Annotated in this window: 14 protein-coding genes and 1 tRNA gene; 5 read left to right on the top strand and 10 right to left on the bottom strand. The window is 63.5% G+C overall.

The window, feature by feature from the left end; translation table 11 throughout:
- Positions 1-50: 50 nt before the first annotated feature.
- Genes J4O76_RS06500 through J4O76_RS06485 form a run of 4 tightly spaced genes read right to left on the bottom strand, consistent with a single transcriptional unit; the run spans position 51 to position 5948 of the window.
- Complete coding sequence (locus J4O76_RS06500) at positions 51-1538, bottom strand: tryptophan halogenase family protein (RefSeq protein ID WP_426280936.1); 1488 nt, start codon at positions 1536-1538, stop codon at positions 51-53.
- Positions 1535-3052, bottom strand: a complete 1518-nt coding sequence (locus J4O76_RS06495; RefSeq protein ID WP_426280935.1) for a tryptophan halogenase family protein — start codon at positions 3050-3052, stop codon at positions 1535-1537. The genes J4O76_RS06500 and J4O76_RS06495 overlap by 4 nt, the downstream gene beginning before the upstream one ends.
- The gene (locus tag J4O76_RS06490) at positions 3049-4449 is read right to left on the bottom strand and encodes a tryptophan 7-halogenase (protein WP_426280933.1); all 1401 of its coding nucleotides are present in this window, start codon (positions 4447-4449) and stop codon (positions 3049-3051) included. The genes J4O76_RS06495 and J4O76_RS06490 overlap by 4 nt, the downstream gene beginning before the upstream one ends.
- A complete protein-coding gene (locus tag J4O76_RS06485; protein WP_426280932.1) occupies positions 4446-5948 on the bottom strand; it encodes a tryptophan halogenase family protein in 1503 nt (500 codons plus the stop codon). Before J4O76_RS06485 ends, J4O76_RS06490 begins: the two co-directional genes overlap by 4 nt.
- Positions 5949-6101: 153 nt before the next feature.
- On the opposite strand from J4O76_RS06485, the gene J4O76_RS06480 reads away from it, so the two are divergent.
- Together J4O76_RS06480 and yghU are read left to right on the top strand one after the other, a co-directional pair.
- Positions 6102-9581: a TonB-dependent receptor gene (locus tag J4O76_RS06480; protein WP_426280931.1), complete on the top strand. Its 3480-nt coding sequence runs from the start codon at positions 6102-6104 to the stop codon at positions 9579-9581.
- A gap of 188 nt (positions 9582-9769) precedes the next feature.
- Positions 9770-10663: a glutathione-dependent disulfide-bond oxidoreductase gene (yghU, locus tag J4O76_RS06475; protein WP_426280930.1), complete on the top strand. Its 894-nt coding sequence runs from the start codon at positions 9770-9772 to the stop codon at positions 10661-10663.
- Between the two features lie 381 nt (positions 10664-11044).
- Here yghU and J4O76_RS06470 read toward each other — a convergent pair.
- Positions 11045-11119: transfer RNA gene (locus J4O76_RS06470), tRNA-Glu, on the bottom strand.
- 83 nt (positions 11120-11202) lie between these two features.
- Positions 11203-12576, bottom strand: a complete 1374-nt coding sequence (locus J4O76_RS06465) for a class II 3-deoxy-7-phosphoheptulonate synthase (protein WP_426280929.1) — start codon at positions 12574-12576, stop codon at positions 11203-11205.
- A gap of 204 nt (positions 12577-12780) precedes the next feature.
- Here J4O76_RS06465 and J4O76_RS06460 point away from each other — a divergent pair, with 204 nt between their 5' ends.
- Complete coding sequence (locus J4O76_RS06460) at positions 12781-12945, top strand: hypothetical protein (RefSeq protein ID WP_162236723.1); 165 nt, start codon at positions 12781-12783, stop codon at positions 12943-12945.
- Here J4O76_RS06460 and J4O76_RS06455 read toward each other — a convergent pair.
- The gene (locus J4O76_RS06455) at positions 12939-13877 is read right to left on the bottom strand and encodes a D-2-hydroxyacid dehydrogenase (RefSeq protein WP_426280927.1); all 939 of its coding nucleotides are present in this window, start codon (positions 13875-13877) and stop codon (positions 12939-12941) included. The two genes, J4O76_RS06460 and J4O76_RS06455, sit on opposite strands and share 7 nt — an antisense overlap.
- Before the next feature lie 242 nt (positions 13878-14119).
- Positions 14120-15553 (bottom strand): cysteine--tRNA ligase, encoded by a 1434-nt coding sequence (gene cysS / locus J4O76_RS06450; protein ID WP_426280926.1) that lies wholly within the window; start codon positions 15551-15553, stop codon positions 14120-14122.
- 177 nt (positions 15554-15730) lie between these two features.
- On the opposite strand from cysS, the gene rpsU reads away from it, so the two are divergent.
- A complete protein-coding gene (rpsU, locus tag J4O76_RS06445) occupies positions 15731-15937 on the top strand; it encodes a 30S ribosomal protein S21 (protein ID WP_055878578.1) in 207 nt (68 codons plus the stop codon).
- 126 nt (positions 15938-16063) lie between these two features.
- Positions 16064-16660 carry an FKBP-type peptidyl-prolyl cis-trans isomerase gene (locus J4O76_RS06440; protein ID WP_426280925.1) on the top strand — a complete coding sequence of 199 codons (597 nt, stop codon included), beginning with the start codon at positions 16064-16066 and terminating at the stop codon, positions 16658-16660.
- Between the two features lie 591 nt (positions 16661-17251).
- On the opposite strand, the gene J4O76_RS06435 is transcribed toward J4O76_RS06440, so the two are convergent.
- On the bottom strand, positions 17252-17485 hold the full coding sequence (locus J4O76_RS06435; protein WP_176501462.1) for a hypothetical protein: 234 nt from the start codon (positions 17483-17485) through the stop codon (positions 17252-17254).
- Between the two features lie 199 nt (positions 17486-17684).
- Entirely contained in the window at positions 17685-18479 is a 795-nt protein-coding gene (locus J4O76_RS06430; RefSeq protein WP_426280924.1) for a metallophosphoesterase family protein, read from the bottom strand.
- Positions 18480-18642: the final 163 nt, after the last annotated feature.

Here is an 18642-nt window from a genome sequence, read left to right as displayed (position 1 = left end):
GGCCGCGGCCGCAACCACGGTGAGCGGCACGAGTATTAGCCGATGCTGGTTTACGCCAATCTGGCGACTGCATGGGCATGGGATGGCATATGCGTCAGTGAAGTAGCGACTACGCGTTCGACCTGAGCCAACCGATTGGCGGCGGTCTCGATCGGTATGCCGTCGCAGATCGGATCGTAGCCTGAGACGGGGGCGTTCTGTCCGGTCAACACAGCAAGCCAGCTAGTTTCATTAAACAGTTCGTCGGCCTCTCGAAAGATGCGGCCGCCGGCGCGAAACAATGCGAGCTTTTCGGCCAGGCCTTCAGGGATCGCTGCAGCTGCGCGGTCGCGCCAAAACGGTTCTGCGCGCGCATTCAAATGGTAATGTGCGACGAGGAAGTCTCGGATGCGAGTATATTCCGCGGTCATGATGCGGTTGTAGCGCTCGACCACTGCCGGGGCGGGAGGGGCGCCCGTCGGCAACATCCTGAGCAGATGCTGCAATCCGCTTTGCACCAGATGAATGCTGGTGGATTCAAGCGGCTCCATGAACCCCGCCGCCAGACCAAGAGCGATGCAATTACCGACCCAGAAGCAGTTGCGGTGGCCCGTTGCGAAGCGGATCACGCGAGGTTCGGCAAGGGTCTCTCCTTCCACCCCGGCCAGCAACGTTGCGGTCGCCTCGTCCTCGCTCATGTGGCGGCTGGAAAAGACATGGCCGTTGCCGGTGCGGTGCTGCAGCGGGATACGCCAGCGCCAGCCGGCGCGTTCGGCGATCGCCCGAGTGAGCGGCAGCGGTGCGGCGTCGGCAACCGAAGCCACTGCGACGGCACGGTCGCAGGGCAGCCATTCGGACCAGTCGGTCCATCCTGCCTCCATTGCGCCTTCGATCAAAAGTGCGCGAAAGCCGGAGCAGTCGAGGAACAGGTCGCCGGCGATGCGGCTGCCATCGGCGAGATGTACAGCCGCGATACCCGCTGGGCCGCGCTCGACGCGTTTGACCAGCCCTTCATGGCGGACGACGCCGTATGCCTCGGCCTGCACGCGCAAGAACGCGGCGTAGCGCCCGGCGTCGAAATGATAGGCATAGCCGATCCGCGACAGGGGTGAGTTTCCATTCGCGATCGGCCGCGAGAAACGGCCGGCCTCCGCTGCGCATGCCTCAAGCGAATAGGCGCCCAGTGGTTCTGCCGCGCCTGCCTGGCGCGCACGCAGCCATTGCGCGGCGAACGGCACGCCGGCGATGTCGGTACCGATCTGGCCAAACGGATGGACATAGGACTCGCCTGGACGCGTCCAGCCTTCGAAGCGGATGCCGAGCTTATAGCTACCGCCGGTCGCGCGGAGGAAGGCGACCTCGTCGATCCCGAGCATCGCGTGGAAGGTACGAATCGGCGGGATCGTTGCTTCGCCCACGCCGACCGTGGGGATGTCGTCGGACTCGATCAGCGTCACGCGCGTGCCGGCGGGGCCGAGCAGTCGCCCTAACGCGACCGCGGCCATCCAACCCGCGGTGCCGCCACCGACGATCGTTACAGATCGTAGCGCGTCGGTCATGCGCGCATACGCGTCGGGCTGGTGCGGGCGAGATAGTCTTCGTGGCGCGGCATCCGCGCTGCGGCGTCGGCGAACATCGCGCGCAAACGATCAAACCGTGCGTCTACGTCGCGTGGATCGACCGCATCGGCGAGGCGATCCCAGCCCTCGGGAACGATGCCTTGCCCAAGCAACACTGCGACCCAGCTTGCTTCGGCGAACAGATCGTCCTCCCATCGGAACAGTCGTCCGCGACGTCGCCACAGGGCGATCTTCTCGGCCAGACTATCGGGGATCGCCCGCGCACCCGCTTCGCGCCAGAAGGGGGAGTCGGTCCGGCGGGTTGCGTGATAGTGAAGCACCAGGAAGTCGCGAACCTGGTCGAACTGGGTCTCGGCAAGACGATTATAGGTATCGATCTCGACCGGCGAGAAACCCTGGTCGGGGAACAACGCCAGCAGCTTCGAGATGCCGGTCTGCACCATATGGATACTGGTCGATTCGAGCGGCTCGGTGAAGCCGGAGGCTAGGCCAAGCGCGACGACGTTGCCTATCCACTGTTTTCGACGTTTCCCTGCTGTGAAACGCAGGACTCGAGGGTCGGCAAGCGGCGGTCCATCGACGCCATCGAGCAAGGTCGCGGCGGCCTCGTCGTCCGAGCAATGCGCGCTGCTGTAGACATAGCCGTTACCGGTGCGATGTTGCAGCGGGATGCGCCATTGCCAGCCGCTCGCTTGCGCGGTCGAGCGGGTGTAGGGCGTGATCGCTGTGCCGGTATTGGCGGTCGGCATCGCAACGGCGCGGTCGCAGGGCAACCAGCGCGTCCAGTCTTCGTAACCGGCACCGAGCGCCTGCTCGATCAGCAAACCGCGGAAGCCCGAGCAGTCGAGGAACAGGTCGCCTTCGATCCGGCGGTCGCCGGCGAGCGTGACATGACGGACGTGCCCGGTATCGCCGTCGAGAACGACATCGCCGATCTCGCCCTCGATCCTCGTGACGCCGTCGCGTTCTGCACGACTTCGCAGGAATCGGGCGTAAAGGCCGGCGTCGAAATGATAGGCATGCGCCATCTGTGACAATATGGATGCCGGGTCGGGCGAGGGGGGGGCGAACCGCCCGGCCCGCGCGGCGACCGCGCACAGCGAGTAGGCGTCGATGTCCTCGACCACGCCTGCGGCTCGGCGACGTCGCCAATGTTGGTGGAAGCGGACGCCCTCGATATCGAAGCCGAACCCGCCAAACGGGTGGAGATAGCGTTCGCCGATCGCACCCCAGTCGACAAACTCGATGCCGAGCTTGAAGCTGCCTGCCGTCGCCGCCAGAAACGCCGCTTCGTCGATGCCGAGCATCGCGTTGAAGGCCCGGATCGGTGGGATAGTCGCTTCGCCGACACCGACGGTGCCGATCGTATCGGACTCGATCAGCGTCACGCTGGCCCCCGTCGGGATCAGTCGTGCTAGCGCCGCGGCCGCCATCCAGCCCGCGGTGCCGCCGCCGACGATGACGATGCGACGGACAGGTGAACCCAGCGTCATGCGGCAGCCAGTTCGGCCATGGCGTGCGCGTAAGGCGGAAGCGCACGGACCTGCGCGATGATCCGCGCGCGATGATCGGCGAAATGCTGTTGGATCGTTGCCAGGGGCAGCGCATCGGCACGCGCGTCGTACCGCCGTGGCACGAGACCCATCGCGTCGAACATCGCGGCCCAGTCCTCCTCTTCGAACGGTTCGTCGTCGAACATCGGCAGACGTCCGCGAGCGGTAAACAGGGTGCGTTTCGCCTTGACGGCATCGGGAAGCATCGTGTCGCCGGGCTCGTCTCCGAATGCACCGGTGCCAAGGCCTGCGGCCTTCTGCGCGACGACGAAGTTGCGGGCGCCCGTCATGGCGTTTGCCGTAAATCGATTGAATGCCCTGGCTTCGATGGGTGCGCGGCGTTCAGTGGGCCAAAGCTGGATGAGTTGCGCAAGCGACCGCAGCAGTACGGTCAGCGCGGTTGGATGCAGTGGCTCGATAAGCCCTGCGGCGGCGCCTAGGGCAATGCAGTTGCCGCGCCAGGCCTCGACGCGGCGACCGGCGCGGAACGGCGTGCCCTCGCCACCCGCGGCGCAGGTCAAGCGCACGTCGGCGCCACCGAGCGGCCAGGTTGCGGTCCAACCCGAACCCTGCGCGTCGACTTGCGTATAGGGTGGCGGTGTGCCCGCTGCTGACAGCGTTTGCGTATGCGTCCGGTCACACGGCAGCCATGCCGACCAATCTTCGAATGCCGGCGCCGTCCAGCTCGCGATGCGCGCGCTGCTGCCGGAACAGTCCAGCACGAGCAGCGGAACAATTTCGGTGCCGTCCGTCAATTTCAGCATCTCGACGATGCCGCCTGCGTCGATCCGAGCGTCGGCCAACGGTGCGTTCGCGCACGAAGCACCGAAGTTCATCGCGGCCGCGCGCAGCACCGCGGTGTAGGGTTCGACCGGCAGATGCAACGCATGCGCAATCGGGGCTTCGAGAGCGAACCGGCCGGCCTGTGCGGCAACCGCCGACAAGGCATAGTCGGCCAGACGGACATGCATCCCGTCCTTGCGCAGCCACCCGGCAAGCTGGTGGAACGCGATACCCTGAAGCGGCGCGCCCGTTCCGCCGTAGGACAGGAACGCCGCGGCACCGTCGTTGCGCCAGCCCCCGAACGCGACCCCGAGCGCATGGCCTCCGCCGGTTGCGCGGACAAGCGCCGTCGGCTCGATGCCGAGATCGGCATGAAACCCGCCGAGCGCCGGCGGCACCGCGATCACCGGCGCGAAATCCCCCAGTCCATCGCCACTCGTGCCATCGTCGATCACGACGACACGATAGGCGTCACGAGGCAGGCGACGGGCGAGCGCGGCTGCGGCCATCCAGCCGCACAGGTTCGCGCCGAGGATTGCGACGACCCGGCTCATGCCGCGGCCTTGATCCGCGCAATATAGTCCTCGTGCAAGGGCATCACTTTGGCTGCACTCGCACAGGCGGCGGCGACCCTGGCGACGTGAGCGCGCGAAGTCGCTGACGGAATACCGGCAATCAGCGGATTCACGCGGTCCGGCATGATGCGCTGGCCGTAATAGACGGCAAGCCAACTCGCCGGCAGGAACATGCCCTCTCGATAGGATGCGACGATGCCCCGCTCGCGGAATTCGGCGATCTTCTCGGTCAGCGACGAGGGCAGGGTCATGGTTCGCATGTAGCGCCAGAACGGCGTATCGTCGCGTTCCGTGGCACAGTAGTGCAGCACCAGGAAGTCACGGACCCGGTCATATTCCAATGCCATCGCGCGGTTGAACTCCGCCTCATCGGCTGGGTCGAATACGCCACCGGATGGAAACAGTTCGATGAGCTTGCCGATCGCGAGCTGGATCAGGTGGATGCTGGTCGATTCGAGTGGTTCGAGAAACCCCGCGGACAGGCCGATCGCGACGCAATTCCCAACCCATTGCCGATCTCGCCGGCCCGTACGAAAGCGCAGCATGCGCGGTTCGGCAAGCGCCTCGGCCTCCAGGTTATCCATCAACACCGCGCGTGCGGTTTCCGGGTCGGTGAACCGTGTCGAGAAGACATGGCCGTTCCCCGTTCGATGCTGCAGCGGGATGCGCCATTGCCATCCTGCTTCACGCGCGGTTGCCCGGGTGTACGGTGTCAATGCGCCGGTATTGGCGGTGGGAACGGCCCATGCGGCATCGCACGGCAACCAGTGCGACCAATCCTCATATTTAACCTTGAGTGCGCCATCGATCAGGAGAGCGCGAAAGCCGGAACAGTCGATGAAAAGGTCACCCGCGATCCTCCGACCATCGGCAAGGCGAACGGCATCTATACCACCCGCGCTTTGCTCGACCGCATCGACGCGTCCTTCGATCCGGAGGACGCCGCGCGCTTCGGCATAGTCGCGCAGATAGGCCGCGTAGAGCGTCGCATCGAACTGATAGGCGTAGGAATAGGTCGACCGGATCGAGCGCGGGTCCTCGAGTGGCGGCGTAAAACGATTGTCCCGTGCGGCGACGATCGGCAGCGAGCAGTCTTCCAGCGTCGGTAAGCCGTCAGCGCCACCACGCGACGCGTGGGCCCAATACTGGTGGAAAGGCAGGCCATCGATGTCGTGCCCGAAATCGCCAAAGGGATGGATGTAGCTGTCGCCGATACGGCCCCAATCGCGAAATTCGATGCCAAGCTTGAACGTCGCATTTGTACGACGAATAAAGTCGGCTTCGTCGATACCCAATCTTTGATTAAAGAATCGGATGTGAGGAACCGTCGCTTCGCCGACGCCGACTGTGCCGATCTCCTCTGACTCGATCAGGGTTACGTCGGCAAGCCGGCCGGCAAAGCTCATGGCCAATGTTGCCGCGGTCATCCAACCAGCGGTACCGCCACCAACGATCACGACTTGTATCCGGGCGCCCATGGCCAATCGTCATCCTCTCTGTGTTGCATCTTGGCAACTACCCACTCATTTCCGAGCGTTCTTAACCTTTTATGTAGCTGTTACATTCGTGTGACGCTACCTCGCCAGACAGATAAAGCGCGCCAAAGAATGATAGCGCTATCTATAAAGGGGATGCAGAACGTCATGGTCACTGCGAATATCTTAGTTGCGTCGACTCGTATTGGTGCGCTGAAGGGCGGGGCATCGTTGATCGCGCTGTGCCTGGCCGCGTCGCCGCAGATGCTGCATGCCCAGCAAGCAGATACACTTCCTTCGCAGAGCACGCCGACCCCGGCGGCGCTTGGCCGTACCGCACCTTCAGATCGGGCTGCAGCGGCGAGCGTCGACGCCTCCTCGTCCGGGCAGGCACAGCCCTCCGCAAACGCGCAGGTTCCGTCGGGTGGCGCCGTGCCGACGCAGGCCGAGCAGTCGACTGCGACCCCGCAGGACGAGGCCGCCAACCAGGACATCGTGGTCACCGGCATTCGTCGCAGCCTGCAGAGCGCGCAGGCGATCAAGAAGAATTCAGAAGTCGTCGTAGACTCGATTTCGGCCGAGGATATCGGTGCACTGCCGGACCGTTCGGTCACCGAAGCATTGCAGCGCGTTCCGGGCGTGTCGATCAGCCACTTCTCGGCCGGCGTCGACCCAGACCATTTCTCGACCGAAGGATCGGGCGTCACGGTTCGCGGCCTGAGCTATACGCGCTCGGAGATCAACGGACGCGACTCGTTCAGCGCGAACAACGGTCGCGGCTTGTCGTTTGCCGACGTGCCGTCCGAGCTTCTGGGCGGGGTCGATGTGTTCAAGAGCCCATCGGCCGACATGATCGAAGGCGGTATCGGCGGCACGGTCAATCTGCGGACGCGTCTGCCGTTCGACTCCGTCGGGTTTGCCATTGGTGGCACGCTGGAGAACAACTACGGTGACTTCGTTAAGAAGTCGGCGCCGACCGTCTCGGTCCTCGCCAGCGACCGCTGGGAAACCGGCATAGGCGATTTCGGTCTGCTCGGCAGCTTCGTCCGCTCGCAGGTCCGCAGCCGCGCTGACAGCGTGCAGATCTCGAATTGGGGCGAGCGTCCGGAGGGTACGAACGGCGTCTTTTATCAGCCAAGCAACATAGATCCGAACAATCCCAACTCGATCATCGCGACTCCCGCAACGGCGACGTCGGCGGCGGTGACGGTGCCGTTCGCCCGCACGACCTATCTCCCGCGGGGTGCCGCGATCCGGAGCCAGGAATTCGATCGCACGCGCTATGGCTATTCGGCCGCCGGTCAGTGGCGGAGCCCCGACAGGTCGATGACCGCGACGGCACAGTTTCTCCGCACGGACTCGCGCGAGGCCTGGACCGAGAATTCAATCGAAGTGGCGACGGACAACGTGCTGGCGGCGGGCGATACGCAGCCTTTCCCGGGCACGAGCTTTACCTTTGACGACGACAACGTCTTTACCGGCGGCCTGATCACTGGCCCCAACGGCTACCGCGCCGACCAGAGCGCGCCTGCCGATATGCGTACGCCGACGAATGGTCTGCAGAGCAACAATATCGCGCGCGGCAACGAATCGCGGTTCCGCACCAACGACGCGAGCTTCAACTTCAAATGGCAGGCGACAAGCCGGCTCGGCGTCAACGTAGACTATCAGCATGTCTGGTCGCAGGTGAAGGTAACCGACCTGACTGTGTGGGGCACGAGCTATCAGAACGCGGACATACGTCTGAATGGTAGCGATCCTGCCTATGTGAACTTCGTGCCGGTCGCCAATGGACCTAATAACTACCAAAACGCCGCGCACCCCAGCTACACGGACCCCTATAACAACTTCTACCGTGCTGCGATGGATCACATCGAGGACAGCAAGGGTAATGAGGATTCGGCGCGTATCGACCTGGATTACTCGTTTCCTGAGGACAGCTGGCTAACCTCGATCCGGGGTGGCTATCGATTCTCCGACCGTCAGAACGATGCGCGTTCGACGGCGTACAACTGGGGCGTGCTCAGCGAAATCTGGGGCGGCGGTACCGTCCCGGCGCCGACCGCCGCCGATCCTGCCGCGACGGCATCGGTCGGTCCGGGCGGCCCGGTCTGGTTCGATCGGCCGATCGATGGCAATCCGGCGACCCGCGACGCGGGCCAACTCGGCCCGCAGCAAGCGTTCCTCTACGACAACTTCTTCCGGGGTCAGGCGAACGATGCGTCCAATGGCGGGCGCGTGTTCGTACCGGGAGGTTTCCTCCAGGATTACGGCGCAGCGACCCAGGCGATCACGCAGATTGCCCAGGAATGGCGGACTTTCACGAGCAATCTGTCGGGTGCCAATGGCTGGGTCCCGCTGGCTGGGCGGGCTGGCGCAGTCGCTGGAACGCCGTTCCTGCCCGGCGAGATCAACCCGGTCAGCGAGCGCAACAATGCGGCGTATCTTTCCGTGCGATTCGGCAATGACCTGTCGAACGGGTGGAACCTGAGTGGCAATGTCGGCGTGCGCTACACGAAGACACGCCGAATCTCGTCTGGCTTCTACTCGTTCCCGCAACAGTCCTTCAGCTGTCCGACCTTGACGCCGGAGCAGATCGCAACCGGTGCGACGGTATCCCGTTTCTGCGCCTTGCCCGGCGCCACACAAGCGGCTGCGGCCGCATTCCAGAATGGTGCGTTGTCGCCAATCGCCGCCAAGCTGAGCTATGACTATTTTCTGCCAAGCTTCAACGTCAAGCTGGCGGTCGGCAGTGGTCTTCAGTTCCGTGCGGCCTTCACCAAGAGCGTCGCGCCACCGAACTTCGACCAGACCCGGGCGTTCTACAACGTCGGCCTTAACACAAGCGACCAGAACATTCTGTTCAACGGCGGGCCGATAGCGAACTTTACCGTGGGCAATCCGTATCTAAAGCCCGTGCGTGCCGACAATTATGATCTGACCGCCGAATGGTATTTCTCGAACGTTGGCCAGCTGACGCTGTCGCTGTTCAAGAAGAATCTGTTTGGCGTGCAGACCAACAGTTTGCAGCGTCAGGCCTTCACAAACAACGGTGTAAGCTTCGACGGTATCGTGACAACGCCGCTCAACTCCACCGATACCGGTCGCTTGAAGGGACTCGAACTCGGGTACCAGCAGACGTACGATTTCCTGCCCGGGTTTCTGGCCGGGTTCGGCTTCTCCGGAAACTTTACGTACATCGAATCGTCCGGCGTGCCACAGCAGACCCTCGACCCGAATGATCCGAACGTTACCGCAGGCATAATTTCCAATATCGATACCGCCGGTCTGCCGTTGCAAGGTCTGTCGAAATACCAAGTCAACGCCGGGCCGTTCTATCAGCGCAATGGATTGGAAATACGCGCCGCCTATAATTGGCGTTCGAGGAATTTGCTCACCATTCGTGACGTGATCGTGCCGAACTCACCGGTGTTCGCAGAAGCCTATGGTCAGGTCGATGCCTCGATCTTCTACTCGGTGACACCCTCGGTACGTATGGGCTTCCAGGGCGTGAACCTGACGAACTCGATCACGCGGACTTCGTACGTGATCAACGACGACCTGCTGACGCGGCCTCGCAACTGGTTCATCAACGATCGCCGCTTCACCTTCTCGATCCGCGTCGCGATCAAGTAAGGCGAAAAACCGGCCGACTATCTGGTGGGCCTAATATACTTCCTTGGGGTGCCCCGGTCTTACGGGGCGTCCCTTGTTGCGTCAGCGGCGGAGCGCAAAGCAACTCGATAGGCGTACTCCGCACTTGCGTCATATTCCGCAACGGCTCACGGCGCCGACAAGGAATAACCCCCACGCGGAGAATCCTAATGACCGAGACCGCCGATTACACGCCGCCGAAGATCTGGACTTGGAACAAGGAGAGCGGGGGTCGGTTCGCCAGCATCAACCGGCCGATCGCCGGCGCCACGCACGACAAGGAGCTGCCGGTGGGTAAGCATCCGCTGCAGCTATATTCGCTGGCGACGCCCAACGGGGTGAAGGTGACGGTGATGCTCGAGGAGCTTCTCGCTGCTGGCCATACGGGTGCCGAATATGACGCCTGGCTCATCAAGATCATGGACGGTGACCAGTTCGGCAGCGGCTTCGTCGAGGCCAACCCGAACTCGAAAATTCCGGCACTCGTCGATCGCAGTGGTGAAAGCTTGATCCGGGTCTTCGAGTCCGGCTCGATCCTCGTCTATCTCGCCGAGAAATTCGGTGCGTTCCTGCCCACCGATGTCGCCAAGCGCGCGGAGGTGCTCTCGTGGCTGTTCTGGCAGATGGGGGCGGGGCCGATGCTCGGCGGCGGGTTCGGGCATTTCTACGCGTACGCGCCGGTAAAGATCGAATATGCGATCGACCGCTTCGCGATGGAGGTGAAGCGGCAGCTCGACGTTCTCGACCGGCGCTTGGGCGAGAGCGAGTATCTTGGCGGCGACGAGTATTCGATCGCCGACATGGCGGTGTGGCCTTGGTACGGTGCTCTGGTGAAGGGGCTGGTCTACGAGGCCGCGGAGTTCCTTCAGGTAAACGACTACAAGAACGTCATCCGCTGGACCGACCTGATCGCCGCACGGCCCGCAGTGGCGCGTGGGAGGATGGTCAACCGCGTAATGGGTGATCCTTCCAGTCAGCTACCCGAGCGCCATGACGCTGGCGATTTCGATGCGCGGACGCAGGACAAGCTCGACGCCGCAGCGGCTGACAACGCGGCGAGGTAACGCTTCCACAGAGGCGCTGAGCGGTCGATACGAGGTCACCGCCTATGAGACGCACTCAGCTCGACCCGAATCGATGCCTCCCCCGGCATCGATTCGGGTCGGCTTGCTTAGCCGTCTGCCGTGCCCTGAACGACGTGCCGCGCGGGTCAGACGTCGCCCTCGATCGCCGCGGCGGTGTAGCGTTCAATGATGGCGCGCAGGCGGCCGGTCTGGATTGTTGCAGCGGTGAGACGCAGGCCATCGATCGATCGGTTTCCCCACTCGACACAAAAACGTTTCGTTTGGAAATGCGCGTCGACAAGTATCGACGGGAAAGGGGAAAACCCTGATGCTCGCGCGGAGAATGAATGTCGCTGATCGCTTCCGTCACGAAGCGGAAGCTGGTGACCCCTACGAGAATCGAACTCGTGCTTACGCCGTGAGAGGGCGTCGTCCTAACCGCTAGACGAAGGGGCCGTTAGCAGAAGCGGGCGTCTACGGAATGGGGTGGCAGGCGTCAAGACACCTGCCGACTTTTCCTGCGACGCCCACGCATTTTATCAGGCGGCGACCTTCTTGCGCTCGGCCATTTCCTCGTTGAGCATCTCCGCCAGCAGAAAGGCGAGCTCCAGGCTCTGGCTGGCGTTGAGGCGGGGATCGCAGTGCGTGTGGTAGCGATCCGCCAGCGATTGCTCGGTCACGTCGACCGCGCCGCCGGTGCACTCCGTTACGTTCTGACCGGTCATCTCGGCGTGGATACCGCCGGCGTGCGTGCCTTCCGCGCGGTGGACCGCGAAGAAGCCGCGGACTTCGGCGAGGATGCGATCGAACGGCCGCGTCTTGTAGCCGTTGGCGGCCTTGACGACGTTGCCGTGCATCGGGTCGCAGCTCCAGACCACCGGGTGGCCCTCGCGCGTGACGGCACGGACCAGGCGGGGCAGGTTCGCCTCGATCTTGTCATAGCCATAGCGCGTGATCAGCGTCATCCGGCCGGGGATACGGCCGGGGTTGAGCGTATCCAGCATTCGCAAGAGCGCATCGGGTTCGAGGCTCGGGCCGCACTTGATGCCGATCGGGTTACCGATGCCGCGGAGGTATTCGACATGGCTGGAGCCCTCGAAGCGCGTGCGATCGCCGATCCACAGGAAATGCGCGCTGGTGTCGTACCAGTCGCCGGTCAGCGAATCCTGCCGCGTCAGTGCCTGCTCGTACTGAAGCAGCAGCGCCTCGTGGCTGGTGTAGAAATGCGTCTGCGCGAGTTGCGGCACGGTCTCGGGGTCGATCCCGCAGGCTGCCATGAACTCGAGCGCCTCGCCGATCCGGTCCGCCGTCTCGGCGTATTTCTTCGACCACGGGCTGCGGCCCATGAAGTCGTGCGTCCAGCGATGGACCTGGTGCAGGTTCGCATAGCCACCTTGCGCGAACGCACGGAGCAGGTTGAGCGTGGCGGCCGACTGCGAATAGGCGCGGATCATCCGCTGCGGATCGGGCGCGCGCGATTCCGCGGTGAAGGCGATGTCGTTGACGTTGTCGCCGCGGTACGAGGGCAGCTCTACGCCGCCGATCGTCTCGGTATCGGTCGAGCGCGGCTTAGCGAACTGCCCCGCCATGCGACCGAGCTTCACGACCGGGAGCTTCGACGCGAAGGTCAGGACGACCGCCATCTGCAGGATGACGCGGAAGGTGTCGCGAATGTTGTTTGCGCTATGCTCGGCAAAGGACTCGGCGCAGTCGCCGCCCTGCAGCAGGAACGCCCTGCCGGCCGCGACTTCGGCGAGCGACGCGGTCAGGTTGCGGGCTTCACCGGCGAAGACCAGCGGCGGGAAGGTCGCCAGCTGATCGGTCGCGGCGGTCAGCGCTGCGGCGTCGGGATAGGTGGGGAGCTGTCGTGCCTCGTGACGCGTCCAGCTGTCGGGGGCCCAGTTCGCGGCCATATCATGTCGTCCGATTGGTGAATTGTGACGATGGCAATGCGCGAAAACGCCTTTTTGCGCAACGAAGTAAAGCTTGGCCGGCAGCGGCGAAATGCTGCGCAGGCCAGTTCAACCGGATGTGGGCGCTAAATCCATTCATCCTGGATTAAAAAATATATGGCGTCTTCGCTGTCCAATCGGCATGGTCCCCACATGGACATGCCAATGCGTATCATCATCGCACTTTCGATTATCGGCGGGGGCATCTTGGTCGGCGTACCGATCCTGATCATGTACTCGCGTCGTCGTCGCGCCGACAAACTTCGTCGCCGCGGAATCAAGAGCTACAATCGCAGCCCCCGCCCGGCCACGACCCAGACCGGTCAGTAACCCACGTCGAGATCGGCAACGTTCTTCATCGGGCGACCGGCGATGAATGCCGCGAGGTTGTCGAGGAACAGCGTCGCCCCGCGAGCGAACATCGTCGTCTGGCTACGGCCCGACAGGTGCATCGTGACGATCGCGTTAGGCGTCGACCAAAGCGGATGATCCGCGGGCAGGGGCTCCGGGCTGGTCGGATCGAGTACGGCGCCGGCAATCGTCCCGTCGGTCAATGCCGCGATCAGCGCATCGTCGTCGATCATGTCGCCGCGCGCGATGTTGATCAGCCAGGCGGACGGCTTCATCCGGTGCAACTCTTCGCGGCCGATCATCGCGTGCGTCGCGTCGGTCGAGGGCGCGGCGAGAACTACCCAGTCGAACGCGTCGAGCCGATCCCGCCAAGCGTCGGGCGTGACCGTGCCATCGCGGCCGGTGCGCGTTACGCCGGTGACCTCGACCCCGAACGCGGTCAAGCGATCGCCGATCATCTTGCCGATCGTGCCATAGCCAATGACAAGTGCCTTGGTTCCGGCGAGTTCGATCTTGCCGGGCGCGTCCTTCAGCCACTCATGACGGTCCTGCGCGCGGACGACGGTATCGAAGCGCTTGGCGGCGACGAGCACCGCCATCACCGCATATTCCGCGACCGCAACGGCGTTGATGCCGGCACCATTGGTCAAAGTAACGGCGTTCTCCCGCAGAGTGTCGAGCGGGAACGCGTCGAGCCCGGCATAGATCGTCGAGACCCATTTGAGGTTCGGCCCGGCGTGGCGGATCGCGTCGGCGACGAGTTCGGTCGGCTGCATGTCCACCCAGGCGATATCCGCGTCTGCGATCATCGCGTTGGCTTCGTTCGGCTTGGCGAACCAGGCGACGTCTAGGTCCCCAGGCAAATGCGGTTCGAGGATCGGGCGAGCGGCGGCTGGGAGAACGGCTTTCATCCGGAGAACATCGGCGTACCGCGAGGCATGTCAAGTTGTGCCGGGGTCAGCGACGGATCGGTTCCGCGTTCCCTGCAGTAACACGGTGCCACAATGGTCTCGTCATCCCCGCGCAGGCGAGGTTCCATATGCTCAAAGGCTCGCGACTTAACCGTGAGGCTTGCCAGTATGGGTTCCCGCCTCCGCGGGAATGACGATCAGATTTTCCCTGCGGCCTTAGTTCTTGGACCTGTACGGAGTGTTCACACCACCGCGATCTTCCAGTCCCAACCTAGCGAATCGCCATCCATCACCTCGACACCTGCGGCGGCGAGTTCGTCGCGGATCGCATCCGATCGCCCGAAGTCCTTCGCAGCGCGCGCATCGCGGCGATCCTCCAGCCGTGCGGCGATCGCATCCTCGTCGATCGTCGCCGTGATCGGCCGGATCCGCAGGTCCTCGCGGCTGATCGTCGCCAGGTCCAGCCCCAGTACCGCGTCGAAATCGTCCAGCGCAGCGACACGGTCCGCAGGCGCGACCCGCTTGTCCGCAAGCAGTTCGTCGAGAATCGGCAGCGCGCGCGGCGTGGCGAGATCGTCCGAGACCGCCTCCTCCAGTCGGTCGGCATAGGCATGCGCGCTACCCGACGGGCCGCCGGGCTCGCGAGCGCGCAACGTCTCGACCGCTTGCACCATGCGCTTCAGGCGGATCGCCGCCGCGGCGAGGTTCTCCCACGAAAATTCCAGCTCGCTCCGATAATGCGCCTGGAGACACATCAGCCGGTAGGCGAGGGGGTGGAAGCCGCGGTCGACGATCGTCTGCATCGTCGTGAACTGGCCGGTCGACTTCGACATCTTGCCCGCGCGCTCGACCAGGAAGTTGTTGTGCATCCAGACGCTCGCGCCGGTATCCGCGCAATCGCAATGCGCCTGGTTCTGCGCGATCTCGTTGGGGTGGTGGATCTCGCGGTGGTCGATCCCGCCGGTGTGGATGTCGAAATGCGCGCCTAGGTAATGTTTGCTCATCACCGAGCATTCGAGATGCCAGCCGGGCGCCCCGCGACCCCAGGGCGAATCCCATTCCATCTGGCGGTTCTCGCCGGGCGCGGAGGTACGCCAGATCGCGAAGTCCTGCGGGTTGCGCTTGCCCTCGACCGGCTCGATCCGGCTCTCGATATCATCGTTGCCGGCCCGCGCGAGGCGGCCATAGTCCGGCACCGTCGCTACGTCGAAATACAGCCCGCTGTCGAGCGTGTAGCAATGCTTCGGTGCGATCTGCTCGGCGAACGCGATCATCTCGGCGATATGATCCGTCGCAACCGCCCAACGTGCCGGCGGTGCGATGTTGAGACGCGCGACGTCGCGCTTGAACACGTCGGTGTAATAGGCAGCGATCTCCCAGATCGAGCGCCCTTGCGCGGCGGCGGCCTTCTCCATCTTGTCGTCACCGACATCGGCGTCGGAGGTCAGGTGGCCGACATCGGTGATGTTGATGATGTGGGTCGTCGGCCACCCCTTCCACCGGAGCACGCGACCCAGCGTATCAGCGAACAGGAACGCGCGCATGTTGCCGATATGCTGGTAATTATAGACGGTCGGCCCGCAGGTGTAGAGCCCGACATCGGTCGGATCGATCGGCTGGAACGTCTCGAGCTGGCGCGAGAGGCTGTTATACAGTGTCAGGGGGATACGGGTCATGGCCTGCTCTTAGCGCTGCATGCGCCCTCCCGCAAAGGCGCTCACATGTCGGGCAGACCCGCCGGAATACGTGGTTTGGCTTGAAACGACGGCGCTCCGCTGATAGGGGGCCCAGTTCATGCGGCGCGGACCTGTTCGCGACGGCAAAAATCTATTCGTCCGGAGCTTATCGGGTTTATGCAGATCATCGTACGCGACAACAACGTCGACCAGGCCCTTCGCGCGCTTAAGAAGAAGCTGCAGCGCGAGGGCGTGTATCGCGAGATGAAGCTGCGCCGGCATTACGAAAAGCCGTCCGAGAAGCGCGCACGTGAGCGTGCAGCAGCGATCCGTCGCTCGCGAAAGCTCGACCGCAAGCGCGCAGAGCGCGACGGCGCACGCTAAGATTTTGTCGGCCGTACCCGGCGAGCGGGTGGGTCGATAGTTCGGGGTGTCGTGATCGGCACCCCAATTGCTTTCCAACGGCACGCGCGGCGCTCCGGCGTGACCAGATGACCGGGGCCTGATCCGATGTCGACCGTCACCGCAGTGCCGCTGCAGCCAACCAAGCGCAGCTACCTCGTCTATCTATGGGTCGGTATCGCGCTCGCGCTGATCGCCGCAGTCGCGCTGGCGCGTCAGGGTGATGATCCCCTGGCGCGCAATGCGCGCGCGCGGGGCGTGGTCGTTACCGCATCGGGCCTGCAATACAAGGTGGTCGCCCCCGGCAAGCCCGGTGCGGCCAAGCCTACCGACGCCGACGTCGCGCTGGTGAATTACGAGGGTAAGCTGCTCAACGGCACCACCTTCGACAAGTCGCAGCAGCCGACGCCGATGCCCGTCACCGGCGTGGTCCCCGGTTTCTCCGAGGCGCTGAAGCTGATGCCGAAGGGGTCAAAGTACCGCTTCTGGATGAAGCCAGCGCTTGGCTATGGCGACAAGGCGAACGGTCCGATCCCGGCGAATTCGACGCTGGTGTTCGACGTCGAGTTGCTCGACTTTTTGCCACAGAGCGTGGTCCAGCAGATGCAGGCGCAGGCGCAGATGGGTCGCGGCGCTCCTGGTGGTATGCCAGGCGGTGCGCCGGGCGGCATGCCCGGTGGCGCGCAGACGCCGCCGTCTCAGTAAGCGATGCGGGGTATGGGCGAACCCGTACCGCGATAGAATATCGGATTTGCAACGCGTCTCGCTTAATTGTGGGGCGCGTTTTGCGTTGAGGCGATGCGTCGCGCCGATTATGCGTTAGCTTACTCGGTCGGCCAGCGGGACAATCCGTCTGCCGACAAGATGGCTGGCCTGATTCCGTAGAGGATCGGCTTCTCTAGGGGTGCGAGGCTTCCGCAGGGGAGGGGGCGCAGAGGGCCTCGGGCTGATGAGCCCGGCAGTCGCGTGTTACAAGGTCGGTGAGTTCAGCCGTCCTTCGGATAACTTGCGCGGCGATACGCTATTGCAGGTATTGTTTAGGCGCCCGACGCTAGGGCCTCATGCTCAGCCGCCCGGAGAAAGTGCGGTTCTAGTCCGCCTTGCACGGAATAGCGTAGCTGGAGCCTACCGCACGCCTTTGGCCATCGACGGTCTGGAGCAGATCGGGGGCTGAGTTCTAAGCATGAGACGGCAACGCATTGTGCTTCGGCACGCGTTGGCCCGCCTGTCCTCAGAACGGCAGGCAAAAAAATAGCGGCCCGAAGACCGCTATTTCTCGAACTAAAGTCGTAAGACTTAGTTGCTGTCCGAATCGTCGTCGTTGTCTGCAACGATAACGATACCGGCGATAACTGCAGCTGCTGCGAGAACCGCAACGATGATGCCGCCGCCAGCGAGCTCGTTCTTGTCAGCCGAAACCGAACCCGAACGGACCGAATGTGCAACCGACAGATTTGCCGGTGCTGCCATGGCCGGAGCAACTGCCATCGTGGCTGCTGCTGCGGTCAGGAGATACTTCCCAAGACGCATGATGAACTCCCTTTGTGCTCGTCGCGGCAGGCAATGGCATATAACCTTACCCAACGCAACTAAGGCCCTTTGTAACAACGCGAAGAGGATCGCACTGTTGCGGCAGTGCAACACACACTTCCGCTGTTTCTCTATAGCGGAGGCGCGCCACGAAGAAAGCGTTCGCGTGCAAACCACATGATATTCGCGGTGAGACGCGTCAGTTCGTCTTCGGTCCGATCGCGGTGCCGGTCTGGAGCGCCCAAGTTTCCGCGCCTTCCATGCCCAGCGCGGTCAGCCGGCCCGATGCATAGGCGCCGGTGTCGATGCCGATTCGGTGTCCGCGTCGTTCGATCTCGTCGGTCATGGTGTGGCCGTGGACGATCGTCTTTTCCAACGTCGAGCGATGATCGAGGAAGGGATCGCGAATCCACCGCAGGTCCGACGTGCGCTGCAGATCGAGCGGCGTGTCAGGGCGTACGCCAGCATGGACGAACGCGTAGTCGCCGATCACGATCATGTCCTCGAACTTGCGCAAGAACTCGCGGTGTTCGTCTGGAACGAGCGTTTCGAGGCGTTGCACCAGCTCTTCATAGTCGAGCCGCTCATATTCCGCGGCCTCCATGCCGTAGCTCAGCACGGTCTCGCGCCCGCCGATGCGGCAGAACAACCGGAGCGCCTTGGGTTCGCCGTCGAGTGCACCGAGGAAGATTTCCTCGTGATTGCCGAGCAGGAAGCGGACGTCGGGGCGGTCGGGGCGAGCATGGGCCAGCCCGCGCAACCGATCGATCACTGCCGCCGAGGCGGGGCCCCGGTCGACGATGTCGCCGAGGAATATCAAGGTCGTTTCCGCTGCACCGCGTTCGCGTTCATCCGCCTCGATCAACCCGATCAGTTCGTCGAGCAGGTCGGCGCGGCCGTGAATGTCGCCGACGGCATAAACGCGGCGACCGGAAGGAACCTGCGGTTGAGTCGGCTTGGCAACGCTACGGGACTTGAAAAGCTTTGAAATCATGCTGCAATCGATGTGGGGAGGAAGATGTACGGCACCTGATCGAACGCGTCACTCGAACGCGCGGGCGCGTGCGATCGCATAGGATGTTCCGGCGGGCGTCGCAACGCATCGCCGCGACGGGGTGTGACGCATTGCGGCGACAGGGCGCGCGGGGCTTGCGGTC

The organism is Sphingomonas sp. NFX23 (assembly GCF_049887795.1).
Taxonomy (GTDB): domain Bacteria; phylum Pseudomonadota; class Alphaproteobacteria; order Sphingomonadales; family Sphingomonadaceae; genus Sphingomonas.
The sequence above is the reverse complement of the archived record's forward strand: the minus strand, read 5'-3'. Positions and strand labels throughout refer to the sequence as shown.